This is a genomic window from Variovorax sp. GW821-FHT10B04 (assembly GCF_059415645.1).
In genome coordinates, this window is record NZ_JBWKNQ010000014.1 from 88,572 (window position 1) to 111,804 (window position 23,233).

The 23,233-nt window shown below is 67.1% G+C and carries 21 protein-coding genes and 1 riboswitch; of the genes, 1 reads left to right on the forward strand and 20 read right to left on the reverse strand.

Annotated elements, in window-relative coordinates; all coding sequences use genetic code 11:
• Positions 1-39: 39 nt before the first annotated feature.
• The gene (dnaE, locus tag AC07PZ_RS27075; protein ID WP_495298260.1) at positions 40-3,543 is read left to right on the forward strand and encodes a DNA polymerase III subunit alpha; all 3,504 of its coding nucleotides are present in this window, start codon (positions 40-42) and stop codon (positions 3,541-3,543) included.
• A 40-nt stretch (positions 3,544-3,583) separates the two neighbouring features.
• Here dnaE and tolA read toward each other — a convergent pair whose 3' ends face one another.
• From tolA to AC07PZ_RS27175, 20 genes are all read right to left on the reverse strand, one after another.
• Entirely contained in the window at positions 3,584-4,612 is a 1,029-nt protein-coding gene (gene tolA, locus AC07PZ_RS27080; protein ID WP_495298261.1) for a cell envelope integrity protein TolA, read from the reverse strand.
• A gap of 3 nt (positions 4,613-4,615) precedes the next feature.
• Positions 4,616-5,053, reverse strand: a complete 438-nt coding sequence (locus tag AC07PZ_RS27085; RefSeq protein ID WP_495298262.1) for an ExbD/TolR family protein — start codon at positions 5,051-5,053, stop codon at positions 4,616-4,618.
• 36 nt (positions 5,054-5,089) lie between these two features.
• Positions 5,090-5,803, reverse strand: coding sequence for a protein TolQ (gene tolQ / locus AC07PZ_RS27090; protein WP_495298263.1), 714 nt, complete (start codon positions 5,801-5,803; stop codon positions 5,090-5,092).
• On the reverse strand, positions 5,800-6,249 hold the full coding sequence (gene ybgC, locus AC07PZ_RS27095; protein WP_495298264.1) for a tol-pal system-associated acyl-CoA thioesterase: 450 nt from the start codon (positions 6,247-6,249) through the stop codon (positions 5,800-5,802). The genes tolQ and ybgC overlap by 4 nt, the downstream gene beginning before the upstream one ends.
• Positions 6,246-7,430, reverse strand: coding sequence for a pyridoxal phosphate-dependent aminotransferase (locus tag AC07PZ_RS27100; RefSeq protein ID WP_495298265.1), 1,185 nt, complete (start codon positions 7,428-7,430; stop codon positions 6,246-6,248). The genes ybgC and AC07PZ_RS27100 overlap by 4 nt, the downstream gene beginning before the upstream one ends.
• Complete coding sequence (gene nusB, locus AC07PZ_RS27105) at positions 7,427-7,960, reverse strand: transcription antitermination factor NusB (protein ID WP_495298266.1); 534 nt, start codon at positions 7,958-7,960, stop codon at positions 7,427-7,429. The genes AC07PZ_RS27100 and nusB overlap by 4 nt, the downstream gene beginning before the upstream one ends.
• A complete protein-coding gene (ribH, locus tag AC07PZ_RS27110; protein WP_495298267.1) occupies positions 7,957-8,421 on the reverse strand; it encodes a 6,7-dimethyl-8-ribityllumazine synthase in 465 nt (154 codons plus the stop codon). The genes nusB and ribH overlap by 4 nt, the downstream gene beginning before the upstream one ends.
• 4 nt (positions 8,422-8,425) lie before the next feature.
• Positions 8,426-9,580, reverse strand: a complete 1,155-nt coding sequence (ribBA, locus tag AC07PZ_RS27115) for a bifunctional 3,4-dihydroxy-2-butanone-4-phosphate synthase/GTP cyclohydrolase II (protein WP_495298268.1) — start codon at positions 9,578-9,580, stop codon at positions 8,426-8,428.
• Complete coding sequence (locus AC07PZ_RS27120; protein ID WP_495298269.1) at positions 9,577-10,239, reverse strand: riboflavin synthase; 663 nt, start codon at positions 10,237-10,239, stop codon at positions 9,577-9,579. Before AC07PZ_RS27120 ends, ribBA begins: the two co-directional genes overlap by 4 nt.
• Positions 10,240-10,349: 110 nt before the next feature.
• Positions 10,350-11,465 (reverse strand): bifunctional diaminohydroxyphosphoribosylaminopyrimidine deaminase/5-amino-6-(5-phosphoribosylamino)uracil reductase RibD, encoded by a 1,116-nt coding sequence (gene ribD, locus AC07PZ_RS27125; RefSeq protein ID WP_495298349.1) that lies wholly within the window; start codon positions 11,463-11,465, stop codon positions 10,350-10,352.
• Positions 11,466-11,492: 27 nt separating this feature from the next.
• Positions 11,493-12,080, reverse strand: coding sequence for a GspH/FimT family pseudopilin (locus AC07PZ_RS27130; protein WP_495298270.1), 588 nt, complete (start codon positions 12,078-12,080; stop codon positions 11,493-11,495).
• On the reverse strand, positions 12,077-12,550 hold the full coding sequence (locus AC07PZ_RS27135) for a type IV pilin protein (protein ID WP_495298271.1): 474 nt from the start codon (positions 12,548-12,550) through the stop codon (positions 12,077-12,079). The genes AC07PZ_RS27130 and AC07PZ_RS27135 overlap by 4 nt, the downstream gene beginning before the upstream one ends.
• Positions 12,537-16,442: a pilus assembly protein gene (locus tag AC07PZ_RS27140; protein ID WP_495298272.1), complete on the reverse strand. Its 3,906-nt coding sequence runs from the start codon at positions 16,440-16,442 to the stop codon at positions 12,537-12,539. Before AC07PZ_RS27140 ends, AC07PZ_RS27135 begins: the two co-directional genes overlap by 14 nt.
• Positions 16,443-16,445: 3 nt before the next feature.
• On the reverse strand, positions 16,446-17,096 hold the full coding sequence (locus AC07PZ_RS27145) for a pilus assembly PilX family protein (protein ID WP_495298273.1): 651 nt from the start codon (positions 17,094-17,096) through the stop codon (positions 16,446-16,448).
• Positions 17,096-18,082 (reverse strand): PilW family protein, encoded by a 987-nt coding sequence (locus tag AC07PZ_RS27150; RefSeq protein WP_495298274.1) that lies wholly within the window; start codon positions 18,080-18,082, stop codon positions 17,096-17,098. Before AC07PZ_RS27150 ends, AC07PZ_RS27145 begins: the two co-directional genes overlap by 1 nt.
• Entirely contained in the window at positions 18,079-18,687 is a 609-nt protein-coding gene (gene pilV, locus AC07PZ_RS27155) for a type IV pilus modification protein PilV (protein WP_495298275.1), read from the reverse strand. Before pilV ends, AC07PZ_RS27150 begins: the two co-directional genes overlap by 4 nt.
• A 107-nt stretch (positions 18,688-18,794) precedes the next feature.
• Positions 18,795-20,210, reverse strand: a complete 1,416-nt coding sequence (locus AC07PZ_RS27160; RefSeq protein WP_495298276.1) for a hypothetical protein — start codon at positions 20,208-20,210, stop codon at positions 18,795-18,797.
• Positions 20,211-20,393: 183 nt separating this feature from the next.
• Positions 20,394-20,837: a transcriptional regulator NrdR gene (nrdR, locus tag AC07PZ_RS27165; RefSeq protein WP_495298277.1), complete on the reverse strand. Its 444-nt coding sequence runs from the start codon at positions 20,835-20,837 to the stop codon at positions 20,394-20,396.
• Between the two features lie 25 nt (positions 20,838-20,862).
• Positions 20,863-22,107: a serine hydroxymethyltransferase gene (gene glyA / locus AC07PZ_RS27170; protein WP_495298278.1), complete on the reverse strand. Its 1,245-nt coding sequence runs from the start codon at positions 22,105-22,107 to the stop codon at positions 20,863-20,865.
• A 43-nt stretch (positions 22,108-22,150) separates the two neighbouring features.
• A riboswitch (ZMP/ZTP riboswitch) is annotated at positions 22,151-22,274 on the reverse strand.
• 29 nt (positions 22,275-22,303) lie between these two features.
• Positions 22,304-23,170, reverse strand: coding sequence for a lytic transglycosylase domain-containing protein (locus tag AC07PZ_RS27175; protein ID WP_495298350.1), 867 nt, complete (start codon positions 23,168-23,170; stop codon positions 22,304-22,306).
• Positions 23,171-23,233 lie beyond the last annotated feature (63 nt).

Genomic DNA, 23,233 nt, shown 5'->3' on the forward strand with positions numbered 1-23,233 from the left:
GCGGCTCGCGCGGCCGGGCCGGCTTTCTACAATGGCGCGATGTTTGTCCACCTGCGCCTGCACACCGAATTTTCCGTCGTCGACGGCACCAACCGCATCGACGAGGTCGTCAAGGCGGCCGCCGCCGACCAGCAACCGGCACTCGCCATCACCGACCTGAACAACCTGTTCGGCGGCGTCAAGTTCTACAAGGAAGCGCGCGGCAAGGGCGTCAAGCCGGTGCTGGGTGCTGAAATCTTTCTCGAAGGCCTGGGTGCCGAGCCCAGCGCGCCGACCCGCATCGTGCTGCTGGTGCAGAACACCGAGGGCTACCTGAATCTTTCCGAGCTGCTCGCGCGCGCCTGGACGCAGAACGTGAGCCGCGGGCAGGCCCAGCCGGCCTGCAAGGTCGCTTGGCTCGAAGAACTGAACGGCGGGCTGATCGCGCTTTCGGGCGCGCAGGCCGGGCCGCTCGGCGCACCGCTGCTGCAAGGCCAGGCCGAGCGCGCGACCGAGGTCGCGTTGCGCCTGGCGGGCCTTTTCACGCACCGCTTCTATATCGAGCTGCAGCGCGCCGGGCGGCCGGAAGACGAGCCGCACGTGGTGGCGGCGGTGCAGCTTGCAGCGCGGCTGCGGTTGCCCGTGGTGGCGACGCACCCGGTGCAGTTCCCCGGGCCGGACGACTACGAGGCGCATGAGGCGCGCATCTGCATCTCCGAGGGCGAGATCCTCGGCAATCCGCGGCGCGTGCGCAAATTCACGCGTGACCAGTACTTCAAGTCCTCGGCCGAAATGGAGGCGCTGTTTGCCGACGTGCCGAGCGCACTCGCCAACACGGTCGAGATCGCCAAGCGCTGCAGCCTGACGCTGGTGCTCGGCAAGCCGCAACTGCCCAACTTCCCGACGCCGGACAACATGCCGGTCGACGCGTATTTCCGGCAACTGTCCTTCGAGGGGCTGGAAGACCGGCTGGCGCATCTGTACCCCGACGCCGCCAAGCGTGACGCCGAGCGTCCGCGCTACGTCGAGCGGCTCGAATTCGAGATCAACACGATCCTGAAGATGGGGTTCCCCGGTTACTTCCTGATCGTGGGCGACTTCATCATCTGGGCCAAGCAGAACGGCTGCCCGGTCGGGCCTGGCCGGGGCTCGGGCGCCGGCTCGCTGGTCGCGTATGCGCTGAAGATCACCGACCTCGATCCGCTCCAGTACAACCTGCTGTTCGAACGCTTCCTGAACCCCGAACGCGTCTCGATGCCCGACTTCGACATCGACTTCTGCCAGGGCAACCGCGACCGCGTGATCGACTACGTGAAGGACAAGTACGGCCGCGACGCCGTGAGCCAGATCGCGACCTTCGGCACGATGGCGGCGCGCGCCGCGATCCGCGACGTCGGCCGCGTGCTGGACATGAGCTACATGTTCTGCGACGGCATCAGCAAGCTGATCCCGAACAAGCCGGGCAAGCCGGTGACGATCCAGTACCCGCCGGCGAACCTGTCGGAGGCCGACAAGGAAAAGTACGCGATCGCGGCCGAGCCGCTGCTGGCGCAGCGCATCGAGAAGGAAGAGGAAGTGCGGATGCTGGTCGAGCTCGCGCAGAAGCTCGAAGGCATGACCCGCAACATCGGCATGCACGCGGGCGGCGTGCTGATCGCGCCGGGCAAGCTCACCGACTTCACGCCGCTCTACCAGCAGCCGGGCAGCGATTCGGCCGTGAGCCAGTACGACAAGGACGACGTGGAGGCCGTCGGCCTCGTGAAGTTCGACTTTCTGGGCCTGGCCACGCTGACCATCCTGGAGATCGCGCGCGAGTTCATCGTGAAGCGCCACAAGGGCCAGGAAGCCTTCGCGTTCGAGAACATCGCGCTCGACGACACGCGCACCTACAGGCTGTTCTCCGACGGCAAGACCGAAGCGGTGTTCCAGTTCGAATCGCGCGGCATGCAGGGCATGCTGAAGGACGCGCGGCCGACCCGGCTGGAAGACCTGATCGCCCTGAACGCGCTGTACCGTCCGGGCCCGATGGACCTGATCCCGAGCTTCGTCGCGCGCAAGCACGGCCGCGAAGAGGTGGAGTATCCGCACCCGGCCGTGGCCGAGATGCTGTCCGAGACCTACGGCATCATGGTCTACCAGGAACAGGTGATGCAGACCGCGCAGATCCTGGGCGGCTACAGCCTGGGCGGCGCCGACCTGCTGCGCCGCGCGATGGGCAAGAAGAAGGCCGAGGAAATGGCCGAGCACCGCGAGAAGTTCCGCGCCGGTGCGCTGGCGACGCACGGCATCGTCCAGGAGAAGGCCGACGAGATCTTCGACTTGATGGAGAAGTTCGCAGGCTACGGCTTCAACAAGTCGCACGCGGCTGCCTACTCGCTGCTGGCCTATCACACCGGCTGGCTGAAGGTGCACTACACGGCGGAGTTCTACTGCGCGAACATGACCGTGGAAATGGACGACACCGACAAGCTGAAGGTGCTGTTCGAGGACGCGATCAAGAACTTCGGCATGACCTTCGAGCCGCCGGACGTGAACCGCGGCAACTACCGTTTCGAGCCGGTCACCGACAAGGTCATCCGCTACGGTCTGGGCGCCGTCAAGGGCACGGGCCAGCTCGCGGTCGAGGCGATCGTCAAGGCACGCGAAGAGGGCGGCCCGTTCACCAGTCTCTACAACTTCTGCGTGCGCATCGACCGCCAGCGCATCAACAAGCGCACGGTCGAGGCACTGATCAAGGCCGGCGCCTTCGACGCGATCCAGCAGAACCGTGCGTCGCTGGTGGCATCGATCGATCGCGCCTTCGAGTTTTCCGCGGCCACCGAGGCGAACGCCGCGCAGGTCGACATCTTCGGCGACAGCGAACATGGTTCCGCCACGCAGGAGCCCGAGCTGATCGACATGACGCCCTGGGGCGTGAAGGAGCGCCTGACCTACGAGAAGACCGCCGTCGGCTTCTACCTGTCAGGCCATTTGTTCGACGAAGTGGCGCACGAGGTGCGGCGCTTCTGCAAGCGCGAGATCACCGACCTGATGGACAGCCGCGAGCAGCAGGTGATCGCCGGCATCGTGAGCGACATGCGCGTCATCAACGGCCAGCGCGGCCGGCTGGCGATCTTCAAGCTCGACGACAAGTCCGACACCATCGAGGCGACCGCCGACGAGGCGGTGATGAACGCCAATCGCAACACGCTGAAGGACGACGAACTCGTGATCGTGAGCGGCCGGCTGCAGCCGGGACGTGGCGGTTTCGAGGCGCGCTTCCAGGTGCAGCAGGTCTATGACCTGGCGACTGCGCGCTGCCGCTTCGGCAAGTTCCTGCGTGTCGCGGTGAACGGCAAGGCGCCGGACATCGCTCGGCTGGTCAAGGACTTTCCGCCGCGCGTGGAAGTCAGCGAAGTCGGCGAGCTGCACACCGGGCTGACGGTGCGGCTGGCGATGGCGCGCAACGGGGCGCAGGTCGAACTGCAGCTGGGCGAGCGCGCCAAGTTCTTCCCGACCGACGCGGCGCTCGCAAGCTGGACGGCGCAGGCCGAGGCGGGCAAGGCGGCGATCGTGTACGAGTGATGGCGTCTGGCCGTTGAGCCGCCAGGGTTTGCGCTGGTGCTTAGCGCTTGGGGCGCAACGCGATGATCAACCGGGACGGCACGGTGCCGTCGATGTCGCGCGGCAGCTTCTCGGTCTTCTGCAGGGCGCGCAGCGCGGCCTGGTCCCATGCCGGCAGGCCGCTCGACTTCACGAGCTGCGGGACGCCGACGATGGTGCCGTCGGGCGCGAGCCGGATGTCGAACTCGGCGCCGGGGTTGCCATTGACCTGGTCGGCATCGGGGAACACCACGTTCGGGCGGACCGCTGCCGCGACCTTGCCGCCGTAGCTGCCCGACGGGCCGGATGACTTGAGCGCAGTACCGGTCGAGTCGTCGGCACCGCTGGCGCCCGCCAGGCCCTGCATGCGCTTGAGCGTGGCGGCGCGGTCGGCCGCGGCCTGCTTGGCCTCGGCATCTTTCTTCTTGGCATCGGCCACGGCCTTGGCTTCTGCGGCTGCCTTCTTCTTGGCCGCGTCGGCGGCAGCGGCTTGCTTGGCTTCCGCCGCTTCGCGCCGTTGTGCCTCGGCCTGTGCCTTCTGCTGCGCCTCCTTGCGCTCGGCCTCTTCTTCGGCGCGCTGCTGGGCCAGTTGCTGCGCCTTGCGGTCCTGGGCAGCCTTCTGGGCGGCTTCCTGCTTCAGCTTCTGCTGACGCGCGGCTTCGAGTTCGCGTTCGCGCTCCTTCTGCTCGATGCGCTTCTGCTCACGCTCGAGCGCGATGTCGGGCGCCTTGGGCGCTGGCGTCGGGTCCGGTGCCCGCACCTGCGGCGGCGGTGGAGGAGGGGGCGGCGGTGGCGGCGCAGGCGTGGGTTCCGGCGCAGGCGCGGGCGGTGTGGGCGGCGTCGGCACCGACAGCCGTGGAGCCGCCTGCTGGACGGTCGTCGACCAGAGTTCGGCTTCGACCGCGTCGTTCTCCGAGTCGCGCTTCCAGTGCACGCCCCAGGTCAGCGCCGCGATCAACGCCGCGTGCGCGATCAGGGCCAGGATCACGGCGCGCGGCGTGCCGCGCTGCGGCGGCGGCGCGAACTCGGGGCGGTCGGCGGCGAGCGACATGCCTTACTTCGCTCCGGAGGTCTGGACGGAGAGGCCGACGCGCTCGATGCCCGCGCGCTTGAGTTCGTTCATGGCCTTGACCACGGTTTCGTACTTCACGCTCTTGTCCGCGCTGATCACGACCGGCCGTTCGGCGTCGCCGCCCTGCGCGGCCTTGGCGGTGGCGCCGATCTGCGTGAAGGGAACGGCGCTGCCACCGCTGCCGGTGGACGGGTCCTTCTTGATCTGGATCTCGTCGTCGCTCTTGATGACGATCTCGATCGGCTTGTCGGGTTGCCGGTTGGCGCGGTCGACCGTGGGCAGGTTGATCACGCTCGGCGTGATGAGCGGTGCTGTGACCATGAAGATGATCAGCAGCACCAGCATCACGTCGATGAACGGGACCATGTTGATCTCGTTGATCGTGCGCCGGCCGCGGCCGCGGGAGGAAACGGATGCCATCGGATCGGGTCCTTGTGGGTGCTTGCGGGCGTTCGCTCAGCGGCCGGTGGCCGAGCCGCCGGTCTGCGATGGCTGGTGCACCGACAGGTTGCGCTGCAGGATGTTGGAGAACTCCTCGGTGAAGGTCTCCAGCGAGATCGCGATCTTGTCGATTTCGCGGGCGAAGCGGTTGTAGCTGACCACCGCGGGGATCGCCGAGAACAGGCCGATGGCCGTCGCGACCAGCGCTTCGGCGATGCCGGGCGCCACCGTGGCGAGCGTCACCTGCGTGAGCGCGGCCAGGCCGGTGAAGGCATGCATGATCCCCCAGACCGTGCCGAACAGGCCGACGTAGGGCGACACCGAACCGACGGTCGCCAGGAAGGACAGGTTCTGTTCGGCCACGTCGAGTTCGCGCTGGAAGCTCGCGCGCATCGCACGGCGCGAGCCGTCGAGCAACGTGGTCGGGTCGGAGATCTGGCGCTCGCGCAGCTTCTGGTACTCGCGCATGCCCGAGGCGAAGATGCGTTCCATCGGGCCTGCGAACTTCGCGTTCTGCGCGGCCGACGCGAACAGCTCGTTCAGGCTGGTGCCCGACCAGAACTCGCGTTCGAAGTCCTCGTTGAGCTGGCGCATGCGCTTGAGCGCGAAGTACTTGCGGATGATCGCCGCCCAGCTCGCCACCGAGATGCAGACGAGCAGCAGCACGACGAGTTGAACCACGAAGCTCGCATGGAGCAGGAGAGTGATGATCGAGAGGTCTTGGTTCATGGCTTGAGAGGTTGAGACATGGAGCGGCGATAGCCCTCGAGGGTTCCCGTAACTTCCGTTGGAATGCGTGCGGGGCGCAATTTGGCGGCGTCGACCCAGCCGATGCGGATCGTGCCTTCGCACAGCAGCACCGGCGCAGCTTCGCTCGTCGTCGGCTGCAACAGCACCTGCTGGCCGATCACCATCGACGCCGAGCCCATCTGCCGCAGTTCGGCGGTCACCCGCAGCTCGTCATCGAGCCGCGCGGGGCGATGGTACTTGAGCTGGGTCTCGCTCACGACGAACATGCCGCCCGTGGCTTCGCGCAGCAGCCGCTGCTCGATGCCCAGCGAACGCAGCCATTCGGTGCGCGCACGCTCCATGAACTTGAGGTAGTTGGCATAGAACACGATGCCGCCGGCATCGGTGTCCTCCCAGTAGACGCGGACCGGATGCGTGAAGCTCATCCGGCGATGGCGCGCAGCCGCGCGATCGATTCCTCGAGATGCGCCATCGAGCTCGCAGTCGAGAAGCGCACGAAGCGGCCGGTCTCGGCGGTGCCGAAGTCGCGCCCCGGCGTCACCGCCACGTGGGCGCGCCGCATCACCTCGAAGGCGAAGTCCCAGCTGCCGGCGATGCCGAGCTTCTGCGCCATCGCGCTGCAGTCGGCCCAGGCGTAGAACGCGCCGTCGGGCATCACCGGCACGTTCAGTCCCAGCGCATTGAGCTGGGGGATGAACCAGTCGCGCCGTGCCTTGAACTCGGCGCGGCGGCGTTCGTACTCGGTGATGCTTTCGGTCTCGAAACAGGCCAGCGCCGCGTACTGCGACACCGTGCTCGCGCAGATGAAGAGGTTTTGTGCCAGACGCTCGACCACCGGCACCAGCGCGTCCGGCACCACCAGCCAGCCGAGGCGCCAGCCGGTCATGTTGAAGTACTTGCTGAAGCTGTTGATGCTGATGACCTGATCGTCGATGGCCAGTGCGGTCTGCGCGAAGGCATCGTCGTACGACAGGCCGAGGTAGATCTCGTCGATCAGCGTGATGCCGCCGCGGCGCGTGACCACCTCGTGGATGCGCCGCAGCTCGTCCGGCGCGATCGAGGTGCCGGTCGGATTGGAGGGCGACGCGAGCAGCACGCCGCGCGTCTTGTCGGTCCAGGCGGCCTCGACCTTGTCGGCGCTCAGCTGGAAGCGTTCATCGGCGGTGGTCGGCACCAGCACGGCATTGCCGCCGGCGGCCGTCACGAAGTGGCGATTGCAGGGATAGCTCGGATCGGGCAGCAGCACTTCATCGCCCGTCTCGATCAGCGTCAGGCAGGCCAGTTGCAGCGCGGCCGAGGCGCCGGCGGTGATCACGATGCGCCGGGCCGGCACGTCGACACCGAAGCGCTGCGCGTACCAGGCGCTGATGCGCTCGCGCAGCTCGGCCAGGCCGGTTGCCTGGGTGTACTGCGTGGCGCCGGCGCGGACCGCGCGCATCGCGGCTTCCTGGACCAGCGGCGGAGCGGTGAAATCGGGTTCGCCGATGTTCAGGAAGATCATCGGCCGGTCGGTGTCGGCGACTTCGCGCGCCAGCGCCGACGCCGCCTTGGCGACCTCCATCACATAGAAAGGCTCGATCTTCTCGGCGCGCTGCGAGACCCTCATGGGCGGGCTTTTCCGTTCGCGCGGTCGGCTTCGACCTCGGCCGGGCGCAGGGCTGGTGCGAGGCCGTTGAGCACCGCGTTCACGTACTTGTGGCCGTCGGTGCCGCCGAATTCCTTGGCGAGCTCGATGCACTCGTTGAGCACCACGCGCCATGGCACGTCGAGGCAGTGCTTGAACTCGTAGACACCGATCCACATCACGGCGTGTTCGACCGGCGAGATCTCTTCCATCTTGCGGTCCAGCAGCGGCAGGATCAGCGCATCGAGTTCGGCCGATTCGTTGATCGAGCCGTGCAGCAGCGCGTCGTAGTGCGCCGCGTCGGCCTTGTGGAAGCCTGCGAGGTCGCGCGTGAAGTGGTCGATGTCGGTCGGGTCGTTGCGGCCCACCAGATACTGGTAGATCGCCTGCAGCGCGAACTCGCGCGCGCGGCTGCGGTTGGACTTGGCCGAAGCCTTGCGTGTGCCGGTGGCCTTGAGGCCCGTGCGGGTCTGGCGCGGCTTGCCGCTGTCGGTCGTGATGTCGTCGGTCATGAAAGAGTGGCCAGCAGCCGCGCCATCTCGACTGCAACGCGCGCCGCGTCGCGGCCCTTGTCGGTCTGGCGCGCCACGGCTTGTTCGAGGTTTTCGGTGGTGAGGATCGCGTTGGCGATGGGAAGGCTGTAGTCGAGCGCGATGCGACTCACGCTGGCGCCGGATTCGTTGGCGACCAGCTCGAAGTGGTAGGTCTCGCCGCGGATGATGCAGCCCAGCGCGACCAGCGCGTGGCAGCCGCCGCGCTCGGCCATGGCCTGCAGCGCGACCGGCACTTCGAGCGCGCCGGGCACGCGGACATGCTCGATGTCACCGGCCTCGACGCCGAGCGCTTCGAGTTCGGCCAGACAGGCGGTCGCGAGCGCGTCGGTGATGTCTTCGTTGAAGCGCGCCTGGACGATGCCGATGCGCAGGCCCTTGCCGTCGAGCGGCGCCTCGGCGCCCTTGTTTGCGTGCAGCATGCGGTCAGTCCTTGTGGATGTAGCTGTCGATCTCGATGCCGTAGCCGGCGGCCATGCTGGGCATGCGGCGCGGCGCGCCGAGCACCTTCATGCGGTGCACGCCGCATTCGCGCAGGATCTGCGCGCCCACGCCGTAGCTGCGCAGGTCCATGCGGCCGCGCTCGGGCGCCTGCGCCGGACGCGCGGTGCCTTCGAACTGCGCGAGCAGTTCGGCGCCGGTCTCGCCGCAATTCAGCAGCACGGCCACGCCCTTGTCCTGTTTCGCGATGTAGCCGAGGCTCGCGTCCAGGCTCCAGGAATGCAGCGAACGGTTGGTCTCGAGCGCGTCGAGCACCGACAGCGGCTCGTGCACGCGCACGGGCACGGCTTCGTCGGCACTCCAGCTGCCACGCACCAGCGCCAGGTGGACGCCGCCGCTCGGCTGGTCGACGAAGGCATGCGCGGTGAAGCCGCCGAAGGCCGTCTGGATCTCGCGCGAGCCGACCTTGCGGATCAGCGATTCGTGGCGGCTGCGGTGTTCGATCAGCGCGGCGATGGTGCCGATCTTCAAGCCGTGGTCGGCCGCGAAGATCTGCAGGTCGGGCAGGCGCGCCATCGTGCCGTCCTCGTTCATCACCTCGCAGATCACCGAAGCCGGCGAGCAGCCGGCCATCGCGGCCAGGTCGGAGCCGGCCTCGGTATGGCCGGCACGCATCAGCACGCCACCATCGACCGCCTGCAGCGGAAAGATATGGCCCGGCTGGACCAGGTCGGCCGCAATGGCGTTGCGCGCCACCGCGGCCTGCACGGTGCGCGAGCGGTCGGCGGCGGAGATGCCGGTGGTCACGCCTTCCGCCGCCTCGATCGACACCGTGAAGGCGGTCGAGTGCTTGGCGCCGTTGCGCGACACCATCGGCGGCAGGTTGAGGCGCTCGCACATCTCGCGCGACAGCGTCAGGCAGATCAGTCCGCGCGCATGGCGGGCCATGAAGTTGATGGCTTCGGGCGTGATGTGGTCGGCGGCGATGACGATGTCGCCTTCGTTCTCACGGTCTTCCTCGTCGACGAGGATGACCATGCGGCCGGCCGCCATCTCGGCGACGATTTCTTCGACCGGCGAGATCGGGGCGGGTGCCCGTCCGTTGCGCGGAGACGCGATGGGCGTGACGGATGCGTTCATGTGTTGTTGTCTTTCTTTGGAGTCGGCAGCGCGCCGGCCTGGAGCATGCGCTCCACGTAGCGCGCGACCGTGTCGATTTCGAGGTTCACGCGGTCGCCCGCATGCAGCGTGCCGAGCGCCGTGTTCTCGACCGTGTGCGGGATCAGGTTGATGCTGATCTCGGCACCCTCGGCACCCTCGGCCACGTCGGCCACGCGGTTGACGGTGAGGCTCACGCCGTTGACCGTGATGGAGCCCTTGTAGGCCAGGAAGCGGGCGAGCGCCGGTGGCGCCATGATGCGCAGTTCCCAGCTCTCGCCGACGGGCGCGAAATGGCTGATGTGGCCGATGCCGTCCACGTGGCCCGAAACGATGTGGCCGCCCAGGCGGTCATGGGCGCGCAAGGCCTTCTCGAGGTTGACGCGGCCCTCCGCTTCGGCGAGACCGGCGGTCTTGTCGAGCGATTCGGCCGAGATGTCGATGGTGAAAAGCTGCTGTGCCGGCTCGAGCGAGGTGACGGTCATGCAGGCACCGTTGAGGGCGATGCTGTCGCCCAGCCCCACGTCGTCGAGATAGCCCTCGGGCGTGGCGATGCTGAGTCGCTTGCCGTAGGTTGAAGAGCTGCCGAGGTCGCGTACGGCGGCGATGCGCCCCACGCCGGTGATGATTCCGGTGAACATCGTCGCATTTTCGCACTAGAGGACGGCCCTCCGGCTTTTCACGTGTTTTGCGCGGTTGGCGCCGTCCACCGAGGGCAGGCTGCCGCCTTGGAACGCCCCGGCGGCGGCCGCTAAAAAACGTCGTGTCCGGCGACGCGGGCGACGATGCGCAGGTCGGGGCCGATCAGGTCGACCGATCGGAATTCCAGCGGCAGGGCGCCGGTCAGCGCCGTGAGCGGGCCGCCGGGGAAAGGCTGGCTGGCGATGTCGAGGCCGCTGCCGATGAGCTTGGGCGCGAGGTAGACCAGAAGTTCGTCGACCAGGCCTTCGCGCAGCAGCGAGCCGTTGAGCTTGTGGCCGGCTTCGGCGTGCAGTTCGTTGATGCCGCGCGCGGCGAGGTCGGCCAGCATGGCGGCGAGGTCGACCTTGCCGTCGGCGTTCGGCAGGCAGGTGATGGTTGCGCCACGCGCTTCCAGTGCCACGGCGCGTGCTTCATCGCGATGGGCGGCGTAGATCCACACGGCGCGGTCGCCCGAAAGAATGCGTGCGTCGGGCGGTGTCTGCAGCTGGCTGTCGACGACGACCAGGTGCGGCTGGCGTGGTGTTTCGACCAGCCGCACGTCGAGCATCGGGTCGTCCTCGATCACGGTGCCGACGCCGGTCAGGATGGCGCCAGCCCGGGCCCGCCAGGCATGGCCATCGGCGCGAGCGGCCGGCCCGGTGATCCACTGGCTGACGCCGTTGTGCAGACCGGTCTTGCCGTCCAGCGATGCCGCGACCTTGAGCCGCACCCAGGGTGTCTTGCGCACCATGCGGCTGAAGAAGCCGATGTTGAGCTCGCGGGAGTCGTTGGCGCCAGGGCCGACCTCGACAGCAATGCCTGCGGCGCGCAGGCGTTCGAAGCCCTGGCCGGCCACCAGTGGATTGGGGTCGGCGAGGGATGCGACCACGCGGCCGATGCCCGCGGCAATCAGCGCGTCGCAGCAAGGGCCGGTGCGGCCATGATGCGAGCAGGGTTCGAGCGTGACGTACGCCGTGGCGCCCGCAACCGAGTGCCCGCGGGCCTCTGCGTCGCGCAAGGCCACGATTTCGGCGTGCGGTCCGCCTGCGCGCTGCGTATGTCCGATGCCGATCGGTCGGCCGTCCGGGTCGGTCAGCACGCAGCCGACGCGCGGATTCGGGTCCGTCAGATAAAGCGATTGCCGCGCCGCGTCGAGCGCGCGGCCCATGTTGTCCATCGAATCCATCATCCGGCACGGGCCGGTGCGGCCGCTTCAGTCGTTGGCACCGCCCAGGCAGCGGCGATCGGTGGCCGATGTGGGCGTGCACAGCCGTACGCGGCCGGTGGTTGCAATGACGACGCGCCGCGTCTGTGAGGTGACTTCGCTGTCGGAGACATCGTTTCGGAGAATGTTGAAGGTGAGGTTGCCAGCGCCGCCGTCGGCCTTCCTGGCAAAGCCCGAACCATCGTAGCGTACATAGGGCGGGCTGGCCTTGGCGCTTCCGGTGCCGCTGATGGAGAGGAAGCCGCCCTTGATGGGGCGCGTCAGTACCACGATGTCGGTGCCTTCGTCGTAGCGTGCATTCCAGTTGACGTCGACGAAGGCGACGAAACCCTGGGTCCAGTCGACATGCGCGTCGTCCAGCGGTGCGACCAGTGCGGGCAGGTTGCGCTTCAGTGCTTCCGAGCGCGCGGCATTGAGCGCCGACACGAATGAGTTGGCGACGGCGGTCAATTCCGAATTGCGCAGGAAGCCGCTCAAGGACGGCGCCGCGGCCGCCATCAGGATCCCCATGATCGCGAGCGTCACCATGAGTTCGACCAGCGTCATGCCGCGGACACGGCTTGGCGTGCGCGTCATCGCCAACAAAGGCCGGGTTCGTTGCGCCGCGTTCCGTCGCAGTCCCGGTGGCTGGTGCTGTCGACCCACAGCGTGCCGGCGTCGGTATCGGGCTGCTGCGGCGTGGCGTAGACGCGCACGCATTCGTCCAGCGGCAGCGAACCGCCGCTGTCGCTTTCACATTCGGTGGCGCCGAGCAGATAGCTCGTGCTGGCACGCCGATCGCCGGCGTAGGTCTTGAAGGGCGCCGAGACGTCGCCCAGCGCCGTCTTGCGGTAGCTGCCGGCTTGCGTCATGTGCCGCTCCTGCTGTTGCATGAGTTCGGCCAGCGCCGCACGGGCTTCGCTGCGGCGACCCTTGAGGACCGTCTCGACATACGACGGATACGCGAATGCCGACAGGATGGCGAGTACAGCCAGGACGATCATCAGTTCAATCAGCGTGAATCCGCTTGCCGCGCGGCCGCGCATGGCCATCTCAACTTCCCGCATTCTTCAGGTCCTGGTAATTGTGGATACGTCGCCAGCTCAGCACGCCCCAGCGCTGGCTGCTCGACAGCGCAATGGCGGTCGACTGCATGCCGCCCGGACCGGGCACAAGCACACGGCCGGTGCTCTCGCTGCTTCCGCGACCCTGGCTGCTGAATGCGCCGTGCACGGCTGCGCCCGCTTGCAGAAGCACCGGCGTGGCCGGAATGCCGACCGTCGACGCGACGAACTCCGCTGCGCCGGTTGCCAGTTGCACGATCCATGTGTTGCCGCCGCCGCCATCGCACGCCTGGGCTGGATCGGGCGGGATCAGCGAAGCGAACACCAGGCTGCTTCCGAACATCTGCATCGCGCCGGTCTGCCGCTCGCCGCGGCCGGGCAGATCGATGTACCAGCCCGCCCGCTGGGACTTGTCGTCGTCGCGTTGCGGGCGTCCCCACGCAAAGTCCGGGACGGCGATGCGGTGCGGGCCGTCCGGTGCACCCGCGGCGAGCCGGGGCCGGCCGCTGATGGCACTGGCACCGCCTGCGGTGTCCGGCACGGACCCTGCGCCGTCGTACAGCGCATAGACCGACTGCACCGATGCCGTGGCGGCGTTGTCGGCAGGCTCGAGGTATTTCCCGGTGCCGAAGGCCACGATCACGCTCTGCTGCGGACCCGCAACAAGCAGCGGCGCCATGCCGATCGGCTGCACGCCGCGCGCGTCGTCGGTCGCGATGAAGAGCGGGATCGGTGTCGTGCCGTTCTTGAATGCCGACAAGTGCGCCATGTCCCATTGCGTCTGGCTCACCTTCAGGAAGTCGAGCTTCCAGAGGCGGCCGTGCAGATCGCCGAAGTAGATGTAGCGGAGTTCGCCGGCGGCCCCGGTCGTTGCGCTGAAGTCGAGCACGCCTGGCGCGGTCGTCACGGCGATCGCTGCGTCCATGGGGACTGCGATCTTGAAGTAGTTGCTGTTGAGCTTCCATGCAGCGCCTGCCGGCTTGGACAGGTCCAGCAGGAAGAGAAAGGGCGCACCTGTGCCGGCATGGTCATCGGCGACGCCGCTGTTCACGCCGCTCGCGACCACGGCGTAGCTGCGGTAGGTGGCTGCCGTCTTGCTGTTGGCCGCGGCGTTGGTGCGCAGCTTGAAGATCTGTGGCGGGCGCAGGACGTTGCCGATGTCGGGGTCGTCCCGGTCGGTGAATTCCCAGAGCACCTTCGAGGCGTCGAATGCGGCCGGGTCGCTGACGTCGAGCGCAAACACGCCCTGGCCGCCTGCGCCGGTGCCCCCGACCAGCACGGTTGCCCAGGCGGTGCCACCGTCGGCGCGTACGAGCTCGGCATCCGCCACGCCGGGCGTGCTGTCGACGAAGCTGCGGTGTGTGCCGGTGTTGTAGCCGGGCGCGCTCAGTTCGGCGAGTTGGGGGCCCATCCAACTCGGGATGTAGGCGAACAGCTCTGCGCCGTTGGCGGCGTCGAAGGCGTGCAGCATGCCGTCGTTGGCGCCAGCAAAGACGGCATGTGCGCGCGCCTGGTGGCTGGCGAGGAAGCTGCGGTAGGTTTCCGAGCCGACGCCGGCCGACGGTGCACCGACGTCGACCACGCCGGAGTGGATGAAGTCGCCGAGCCGGCTGTCGCGCTGGCGAAAGAGCCTGCCTTCCTGTGCGCGATCGCCCCGCAAGAATGACAGCCGCGCTTCGCCCAGGCCATCGGCCATCGCGCTGGCGGCTGGTCGATTCAGCAATGCCTTCAGGCTGTAGCCCGGCGCATCTTCGATACGGTCCCAGAGAAAGGGCGTGGCGGTTCCTCCGGCCGCGTCGACGCGACCCACCACGATGTTGCGGCGACCGATGTCGAGGCCTGGTGCATCGAGCTGGGCGGCGGCGGACCATCGAGCTTGCCGGGTCGTGGCGACGGTCAATTGGCTGCCCTCGCTCAGGCTCAAGGGCAAGGCGAGCAGATCGCCGCTCCAGCGTCGCGGGTCGTAGCGGGTCTGGTAGCTGTCGATGGCGTGGCCTGGATCGATGCGGTTGCCGGTGGTCGCGACTGCTGCGGTGGCGGCGTCCGGCTTGGCGATGTCGGAGAGGAGTTCGTCCAGCCCGGCCAACAGCGCGCGGGCATCGGTCGCCAGGCGGTAGCTGCGCGGTTCTCCGGGCGCTGCAGGATCTTCCCAGCCGCTGTCGTCCGGATGGCCTTCCGTATCGACGAAGGGGCTGCCGCGGCCTGTCGGATCGTCGAACGCACCGTACTTCGCTGCGAGAAAGAGAGGGCTGCGGCGCCGCGTCTCGAAGTCGGCGCTGCCGTTGCGTTCGTTCAGGTCCAGCGCGCGGGTCCGGATCCGCATGCCGGGCCGTCGCTGAGCGGCCGATGCCCAGGATGCGCCGCGGACGTCCTGCGTGTGAGCCCAGTACGCCATGCCAGCCATGTAGTAGGCGCCGCCCTGTGTCCCAGCCGCCGCGGTGGCCATGTCGAGGAGTGAAGCGACAGGTGCATGGCGGCTGTCGGTGCCCGCGCGCGGTGACGTGGACTCGAGTTGCGCGACCCGTTGCGTCCAATCGACGAAGTCGGGCTCGTTGCCTGCGGGATTGGCGGCGCGTGCGAACTCCTGCACGTCGAGCCGCGTCGTGTTGCCGGGGATCGACTTGTCGTTGTTAGCGTTGGCGTCGCCGATCGCGAGGATGTCGGTGCGCACGCACGCCTGCTGCTGCGTGGGCGTGCCGCTCGCATGCGGATCGGCCCAGACCGTGAGGGCGGGGAAGCCGGCCTTCATCGGCTCGGACATCGCATCCGTTGCCGCCGCGCTGGGCGGCAGTCCCTGCAGATAGCGCAATGCTTCGTAGTAAAGCTCGCTCAGGGGGCGTCGCTGCCGGTAGATGCCTTCGGCCGCCTCGGTGCGGCCCAACTGGTTGATGTATTGGATGGCGCCGCTGCGGCCTTCGGGCGCACCGTCGAGGTTCGGCTGGAGCACGCCATTCGACGGATCCCACTCGAGCGCTGCAGTGCCTGTGGCGTCCACCGGCTTCATCGGGGTGCGCAGCACGCCACCGTAGCGCCCGTCGCGGTCGTCCAGCAGATAGCCGAAGACGGCGACGCGCAGCCTGTCGGATTGGCGCTGCAGTCCGCCGATCGGCTTGAAGTCGCCATGCGGATAGGGCGCGCAGTAGGCGCCGCGTGGGTCTTGCAGGCCGCCGGAAGCGTCGGCCTCGCAGACCTTGATCCGCACGCGGAACGCACCCTCGCTGGCGAGAGAAACGCCAAGGTCCGCAGCGTGTCCGGGTGCTGTGCAACTGCCGGATGCAGACGTACCGAAATGCACCCGGTCGAGGCAATTGGCGACGAAGACGCTGCCGCTCAGGTCGCCGAGCAGCGCGGCGGGCAACGCATCACGTGCAGTGGCCGCGTCGATCGACTTGCCCGGGAAGTCCGTCGCACTGTTGAAGAAGCTCGGGGGCAGCATGGCACGCTGCAGGACGGTCAGATCGGGTGTGTCGACGACGCGGTCGCCGCCGGTGAGGCCGATGCGCAGCACATCGAGTGTCGACGCCGTCGCCCAGTTCATAAAGTTGCCGCTGAAGCCCGCCCCACCGCATCGCCGGGCCGCCGCTGCCGACTGGCGCTCGAAGCGGCGCAGCGCGGGATCGGCGTCATCGACGTACGCGTAGCAGCTTTCCGTGTCGAAGTAACCCAGGTATTCGTCGCTCGATGCATAAACCGGCTGCCGGTGTTGAGCGCCCGCCGTGGACGTTCCGATCGATAGCGCCACTGCCAGCGCGGGTTTCGGGCCGCCAAGGCCCGACAGCGGCAGCGACGAGAGCGCGATGACCGCGACCGGTTTGCTCTGGCCCGAAGCCCACCACGAGACACAGGCTGCACCCAGCAGCGCTGCGGCCGCGAGTTGACGCAAGGCGACGCGCATTCGTCAGTCCCTCTTTTTTCGGTAGACCATTTGCAGCACGGCCTGAATGTCCTGACGCGGGCCGAATCCCATGGCCGTGACGCGGTACACGTAGCCGGTCTTGCGTCGCAGGTCCGTGAAGACTTCGCCGTCCGGGACGGCTTCGATGACGTAGCGGGGCCTTGCTGCGGGCAGCACGCCTTGGCTGCCGCCATCCTCGGCCGAGGCGAAAGAACGTCCGGTGAATTCACCCAGCGACACGGCGCGTGAGCGGGCCGGTGGCGCAGTGAAGTCGACCGTCAGCCAGACGGGTTGTCCCGCCAGCGCAGGCATGCAGAGGCCCTTGCCATGGCCGCTGGCGGCATCGCCGCAGCCCTCCTGGAAATCCGCGCTGCTGTCGATGGCGAAGACTTCGGGGCGACTGACTGCCACGGCGCCCGTGCCGTCGATGTCGTAGGCCGCATCGGCCAGTGCGGCTTCGGCCGCCTGCAAGGCGAGTTGCAGATCGCGGTCGTTGCGCGAGCCCCGCTCGCTCATGACCGTGATCTCGACGGCGGCCAGACCCAGCATCGACACGATGATCAGAACCATCATCACCGTCATGAGCGCCGCGCCGCGTTGCTGCGTGATCCGCGCGCGAGACGAGGGAAATGGGCGCAACGTGTGACAGGGCATCAGAGCTGCTGCAGGTTGCGCAGGTGGATGGTGAAGCTCAGGGTCTGACGGAGCCGACCATCGTTCGGGGCGGCAAAAGTGCTCCCGACGTCGTCGGCCGATGCCAGCGGCACACCCAGCGGATAGAGCACCGTCGGCAGGGCCTTGTCCTGCAGCGAGCCGACCGGGCCTCGCAGCACCATGCCGATGCGCAGCGCGCGCACCCGCTGCCAATTGGCGAGCGTGGCCGCGTCGTCGCCCGCAACGACCATCTGGTCGGCGCGCAGGTAGCGGTCGGGTACGCCGTCCGTCGAGTCGGTCGGCGCCGCATGGGGCGTGACGCCATCGACGCCGTACAAGACCTGGAAGCTCTCGACACCTTGGACGACGGGTTGCGTGCCCGCACGCATCGCGGCGGTGGTGCCAACGCTGCACATCAGCGATGGCTCGTCGTCGCTGCCGACATCGACGTAGAAGACGCTGACCAACAGGTCGTTGCGTGCGGTCGGAACGGCATCGATGGCGTTGCCCATGCAGTTGATCAGGGCCTTGTCGGTATCCGTTGCGCCCGCAACGCGCGCGCTGGCCTGGGCCCGCACGACGAGCACGTCGCTGCCGTTGGCGCATGCGCTTCCGGCGCTGCGTGCGCAACCCGTGGAACGGCTTGCGTTGATACCCACTGCGCCGGTCGGCTGAAGTGCGTTGTCGTAGCCCTGGACGTAGGCGACCGGCGAGACGGCCGTTGCCAGCTTGAATGCCGCGCCTTGCGTGTCCACCGCGTAATTGACGTCGAGGTAGCCGCTCTGTGCGGCCGTGCGCAGGATGACGTCGGCCGCAAAACGCGCGTTGTCCTGGAGCTGGCTCACCGCATCGACTGTCGAGAAGCCACGGCGGCCCAGCAGGAGTGCGGCGCTCGACGCCGCCATGATGGTCGCGGTCAGCGCCAGCGCGACCAGCAGTTCGACCAGCGTCAGGCCGCGCATGCGGCGGGCCGGCGCGACGCTCATGACGGAATGCCCAACGCGGCCGGGATGCTGACCAGCGGACGGCTGTCACGCGCATTCGGGTCTTCGATCGCGTCGCTGCCGGTCTTGGAGCGGTCGGTCGCGCCGCGGCGCCATCCGAGCTTGATCTGTACGGTCCCGCCGCTGTGCGTGCATTCCCAGTGCGGGCGGCCGTCGAGGTCATAAGGCGCCTCATCGAAGCAGACCGTGGCGCGCGGGCCCGGCAACCCGCCATGGGCGGTATCGACCAACTGAGTCAGCCATTCGGCGATATCTCCGCGGGCGGTGTCGAGCGGGCTGCCGCAGCCGGTAAGGATGCAGTCAACGGTCGACGACGTCGCGGCGCCATTGAAATCGTCGAGGAGATAGGGGTTTTCGGTCGGGCTGGGTTGCATCGCAATGGCGCGGTTGCCCTGCATCCGCTCGCTCAGTTCGGTGGCGAGACGAATCGCCAGAACCTGCAGGCGCGCCTCGCGGTTGCCCTGCAAGGCGCCGGCTTGCAGGGCAACCATGCCGAGCAGGCCAAAAGACAGCAACAGCAGCGAAACCAGAATCTCGATCAGCGTGAAGCCGACGCCGTGGCGTCGTGCGCGATACCTGCGTTGCAATGAAACTCCCGGGAAGATGCGGTCGTGCGGGTGTGACGACGCGAACTGAAAATTCTGCGGTCGCAGTTGCCGCAGGGCGTCGCCGTTCAGCGCAGATCGACTGCCGCTCAGCGGGCAGAGTCCCCGTCATCCTTTGTGCAATCTTTTCGAAAGTTTTCCCGCTCTGCGCAGCTCATTCCGATCATCGTTCGAAGAGGCGCCAGCGTCTTTGCATACGCCGGGAAGTCGCTGACTTTCCTGCCTTGCTTGATTGCTGCGACAAGTCCATCCAGACCCATATCCAACCTTTGCCGATGGTGGTTCGCTTGCGGCTGGGGAAGCGATTTGCGCTGGCCGAAGATCGTGGTGATCTGGCTCGGATTCATCTCGAGAAAGCCGCTGATCAGGTGATCGCTGCACCTGCTCGAACTCCATAGATGACGAATGGCATCGATGGCCGTCCAGGCTTTCACAAGCGCCGCGGAATCCGCGGACTTCGCCTCGGCCTCGACCCTGCCATCCGGCGATGCTTTTGGAGACTCTGGCGCCAGTTCAGGCAACGAGGGACGCGAGATCGGGTCTCGGACTTCCAGCGCGTCCCAGGCGTCGGCCTCCATGGCCTCGAGTATCTTGTCCAGTTGCGCCGCTGTCGCGTCGTGCATGAATGCTGCGATTTCGTCGAGCTGCGCGAGGTGCCTGGCGCATTGCGTTTGCGCTTCGCTCGCAGAAGGCGCATGCGCTTTCAGCCGGTTCGATATCTCCGTTTGCCGAGCATCCATCAGATCGTGGATGCGCTTCTGCACGCGAAGGCGTGGGGCCTCTTTGTGCGTGCTTTCCATCAAACCGGGGCGCTGCTTCTCGATGCCTGCGGAAGACTCGAGTCGGCTGCGCATATCGCCGATGGCTGAGGTGGTCGGCGCGATGGCGTCCCATAGCGCCTGCAGCGCGCCACCGTCGCCACGCAGCAGGATCTCGTTCGTGTTCGGCTGATGCTGCCAGTTCTTGCAGAGGCACAGTACTGCCTCGAGTGAACCCTCGAAGTTTCTCAGGCGCGCGAGAAATTTCGTACGGGCTTCAAAATTCTCGAGCGGCTCGTTTTTCTGACGAGTCACCAGCTGCTCGTGAAAGGTCCGCGGCATGCGAGCCACGCTGAAGACGCCAGCGTCCTTTCGGTGCAACTTGACGGTCGCTGTGCCTGACCCTGCGAGCGTTGCGCCATCTGGTCCGATGACGCTCAGAGTCCATGGCGCCGCAGCTTGGCCTTCTGCAGCCAAAGCTTCGAAGACGTTGGGTGCTGCGTCGATCATGGCGCGCGCTCTGCTCTTGACGCCCGCAGGTACGTCCTCGGTCGGTGGCGAGGCGGAAAAATCGGCGTTCGAAGTGCAGCGGCGCTTCACCGCGGTTTGCACGAGCATGTCGGTTTGTGCGTCTGCGAGGCGATGAGGTTTTTTCTCGACGTCCGAACTCGTTGTTGGCGCGCGCACCGACGAGGATGCGTCGTCCTCGTGAATCGGTGATCGTCTTCCGGCTCCTGTGATGGTCATTGCGAACTCGTGCTGAATGAGCGCGCAATGTCCCATCCGCGCGATGCTGCACGACTCGCACAGGCGAAACGCCTCGTGGACATGCGAAGCCTGTGGTGCCCGCAATCGCATGCCGGCTGCACGTTGCAGCGTTGGCCGCGCCGCCCGCTGCCACTCAACAGCGGATGCGCGCCGCCGAACGGCTCAGATGTCCTGCAGCAGCTGCCGGAACTCGTCCACGTCCTCGAAGCTTCGATAGACGGAGGCGAAGCGCACGTAGGCGACCTTGTCCAGCCCTTTGAGCTCGCGCATCACGAGTTCGCCGAGCTTCTTCGAGCCGATCTCACGACGTGCTCCGGCCAGGAGTTCCTGCTCGATGCGTAGCAGAGCGTTGTCGATCTGCTCGATGCTGACCGGCCGCTTGCGCAGCGCGAGCATCATCGACGCGCGAACCTTGTTGGAGTCGAAGTCGGCGCGACTGCCGTCCTTCTTCACGACGACAGGGAAATTGACGTCGGGCCGCTCGTAGGTGGTGAAGCGCTTGTCGCAAGCGCCGCACTGCCGGCGACGGCGCACGAAGTCGCCGTCCTCCGACACGCGGGTTTCGACGACCTGCGTTTCGAGATGACCGCAAAAAGGGCATTTCATGCGGTCAGGTCTTTCTGCCCAGCGGTCAGCGGTAGACCGGGAAACGGCTGGTCAGCGCATGCACCTTGGCGCGCACGGCCTCGATGTTCGCCGCGTCGCGCGGGTTCTCGAGCACGTCGGCCACCAGGTTGGCGGTGGCGCGCGCTTCCTCGTCCTTGAAGCCGCGCGTGGTCATCGCCGGCGTGCCGATGCGCACGCCGCTCGTGACCATCGGCTTTTCCGGGTCGTTGGGGATCGCGTTCTTGTTGATCGTCATGTGCGCGCTGCCCAGCACGGCTTCGGCTTCCTTGCCGGTGATGCCCTTGGAGCGCAGGTCGACCAGCATCACGTGGCTTTCGGTGCGCCCACTGACGATACGCAGGCCGCGTGCCGTGAGCGTCTCGGCGACGATCTGGGCGTTCTTCACCACCTGTTGTTGGTAGGTCTTGAATTCCGGCGACATCGCTTCCTTGAAGGCCACGGCCTTGGCTGCGATGACGTGCATCAGCGGGCCGCCTTGCAGGCCGGGGAAGATCGCGCTGTTGATCGCCTTCTCGTGCTGCGACTTCATCAGGATGATGCCGCCGCGCGGGCCGCGCAGGCTCTTGTGCGTGGTCGAGGTCACGATGTCGGCGTGCGGCACCGGGTTCGGATAGACGCCCGCGGCCACGAGGCCGGCGTAGTGGGCGATGTCGACCATGAAGATCGCGCCGACGTCCTTCGCGACCTTGGCGAAGCGCTCGAAATCGATGCGCAGCGAATAAGCCGATGCACCCGCGATGATCAGCTTGGGCAGGTGCTCGTGCGCCTTGCGCTCCATCGCGTCGTAGTCGATGGCTTCGTTGGCGTCGAGCCCGTAGCTCACCACATTGAACCACTTGCCGCTCATGTTCAGCGGCATGCCGTGGGTCAGGTGGCCGCCCTCGGCGAGGCTCATGCCCATGATGGTGTCGCCAGGCTTCAGGAAGGCCAGCATCACGGCTTCGTTGGCCGAGGCACCGCAATGCGGCTGCACGTTGGCGGCATCGGCGCCGAAGATCTGCTTGATGCGGTCGATCGCCAGTTGCTCGGCCACGTCGACATGTTCGCAACCACCGTAGTAACGCTTGCCGGGATAGCCTTCGGCGTACTTGTTGGTGAGCTGCGAGCCCTGGGCCTGCATGACGGCCGGCGAGGCGTAGTTCTCGCTGGCGATCAGTTCGATGTGGTGTTCCTGGCGGGCGTTCTCGGCCTGGATGGCAGCCCAGAGTTCGGGATCGGTCTGTTCGACCAGGATGTCGCGGTGGTACATGGCAGTCCTTTGAAGACGGTGGTCCTTGTTCTTCAAATCAAACAAGGGCTGCCCAGGCGAACGGCTGATCGCCCGGACAGTGCCGGGCGGTACGCTTCCCAGTGGTAGTCCACGTCAGCGCAAAACCCTTGGAAAGATTGCGCCTATCGCCAGTCGCGTACCCCGCAAGTGTAGCCGAGCGGCGCCGCGAGGCCGCTCAGGAATCGGCGAGCAGGGCGACCTTCTGTGCGTCCGGCGACGTCTTTTCGGGCACCGGCGTGGTAGCCACTGGCAGCGGCGGCACGGCAGGTTGCGTGCGCATGGCGGGTGGTGCGGGCTGCGAGGGCCAGATCGGCAGTGAGCGGCCGTTGGCCACCAGGCGCAGACGTTCGTGTTCTGCCATCACCTTGGCGGCGTAACCGCCGTCGCTGTCCATGTTGGCGGCACCGACGTAATAGCGGAGGCCGCCTTCGAGCGAGCCCGCCCGGGATATGCATTCGAGCAGCACCTTGACGCCCACCCGCATGTTGGTGACCGGATCGAAGGCCGTGAGCGCGCCACCGGCGCTCTCGTATTTCTCGGTGTGGACGCGGGTCATGACCTGCATCAGGCCTTGCGCACCGACCTGGCTTTGCGCAAACGGGTTGAAGCTGGATTCGACGGCCATGATCGCGAGGATCAGCGTGGGGTCGAGCTTGGTGTTCTTGCCCAGTTGGTAGGCCTCGGACACCAGCACGCTCAGCGGTTCCGCGGCGACGCTGTACTTCTTGCTGAGCCAGTACGCGACGGCCGCCTGCTGCTTCGGCAGCTCCAGCGGGCTGGATGCCGTCGTGCGCTCGATGGCGTTCGGCGGGAGCGCGATGGCTTCTGGGGCAGCGACGGGCAGGCGCGACTGCAGCCAGCTCATCAAGTGGACTTCGCCGGTCTGGCGGAGGTCGGGGCGTGCCACCAGCGCGAGGCCGGCGAACACGATGGCAAGACCCAGCAGCGCAAAGCCGTTGTGGGTGATTTCGAAGAAGCCGTCAGCTACATCGGAGCCAAAGGTTTTGAGACCTCGGGCAGTGGCTTCCAAAGCCTGGTGCATCGCTCTTTCCTTTCTGTGCGGCATCTCGGATGCCAAGGCCGCACGAGGGGCGATGGCAAGGAG

What these genes read in the sequence shown, in the direction of transcription:
- AC07PZ_RS27100 (WP_495298265.1), bottom strand. Translation starts at nt 7,430, where the DNA reads ATGAGGGTCTCGCAGCGCGCCGAGAAGATCGAGCCTTTCTATGTGATG.
- ribD (WP_495298349.1), bottom strand. Translation starts at nt 11,465, where the DNA reads ATGGATTCGATGGACAACATGGGCCGCGCGCTCGACGCGGCGCGGCAA.
- ybgC (WP_495298264.1), bottom strand. Translation starts at nt 6,249, where the DNA reads ATGAGCTTCACGCATCCGGTCCGCGTCTACTGGGAGGACACCGATGCC.
- AC07PZ_RS27145 (WP_495298273.1), bottom strand. Translation starts at nt 17,096, where the DNA reads ATGCCCTGTCACACGTTGCGCCCATTTCCCTCGTCTCGCGCGCGGATC.
- AC07PZ_RS27140 (WP_495298272.1), bottom strand. Translation starts at nt 16,442, where the DNA reads ATGCGCGTCGCCTTGCGTCAACTCGCGGCCGCAGCGCTGCTGGGTGCA.
- nrdR (WP_495298277.1), bottom strand. Translation starts at nt 20,837, where the DNA reads ATGAAATGCCCTTTTTGCGGTCATCTCGAAACGCAGGTCGTCGAAACC.
- AC07PZ_RS27135 (WP_495298271.1), bottom strand. Translation starts at nt 12,550, where the DNA reads ATGCGGGAAGTTGAGATGGCCATGCGCGGCCGCGCGGCAAGCGGATTC.
- AC07PZ_RS27150 (WP_495298274.1), bottom strand. Translation starts at nt 18,082, where the DNA reads ATGAGCGTCGCGCCGGCCCGCCGCATGCGCGGCCTGACGCTGGTCGAA.
- ribBA (WP_495298268.1), bottom strand. Translation starts at nt 9,580, where the DNA reads ATGAACGCATCCGTCACGCCCATCGCGTCTCCGCGCAACGGACGGGCA.
- nusB (WP_495298266.1), bottom strand. Translation starts at nt 7,960, where the DNA reads ATGACCGACGACATCACGACCGACAGCGGCAAGCCGCGCCAGACCCGC.
- AC07PZ_RS27085 (WP_495298262.1), bottom strand. Translation starts at nt 5,053, where the DNA reads ATGGCATCCGTTTCCTCCCGCGGCCGCGGCCGGCGCACGATCAACGAG.
- AC07PZ_RS27120 (WP_495298269.1), bottom strand. Translation starts at nt 10,239, where the DNA reads ATGTTCACCGGAATCATCACCGGCGTGGGGCGCATCGCCGCCGTACGC.
- ribH (WP_495298267.1), bottom strand. Translation starts at nt 8,421, where the DNA reads ATGCTGCACGCAAACAAGGGCGCCGAGGCGCCGCTCGACGGCAAGGGC.
- AC07PZ_RS27130 (WP_495298270.1), bottom strand. Translation starts at nt 12,080, where the DNA reads ATGACGCGCACGCCAAGCCGTGTCCGCGGCATGACGCTGGTCGAACTC.
- AC07PZ_RS27175 (WP_495298350.1), bottom strand. Translation starts at nt 23,170, where the DNA reads ATGCACCAGGCTTTGGAAGCCACTGCCCGAGGTCTCAAAACCTTTGGC.
- dnaE (WP_495298260.1), top strand. Translation starts at nt 40, where the DNA reads ATGTTTGTCCACCTGCGCCTGCACACCGAATTTTCCGTCGTCGACGGC.
- tolA (WP_495298261.1), bottom strand. Translation starts at nt 4,612, where the DNA reads ATGTCGCTCGCCGCCGACCGCCCCGAGTTCGCGCCGCCGCCGCAGCGC.
- AC07PZ_RS27160 (WP_495298276.1), bottom strand. Translation starts at nt 20,210, where the DNA reads ATGACCATCACAGGAGCCGGAAGACGATCACCGATTCACGAGGACGAC.
- tolQ (WP_495298263.1), bottom strand. Translation starts at nt 5,803, where the DNA reads ATGAACCAAGACCTCTCGATCATCACTCTCCTGCTCCATGCGAGCTTC.
- glyA (WP_495298278.1), bottom strand. Translation starts at nt 22,107, where the DNA reads ATGTACCACCGCGACATCCTGGTCGAACAGACCGATCCCGAACTCTGG.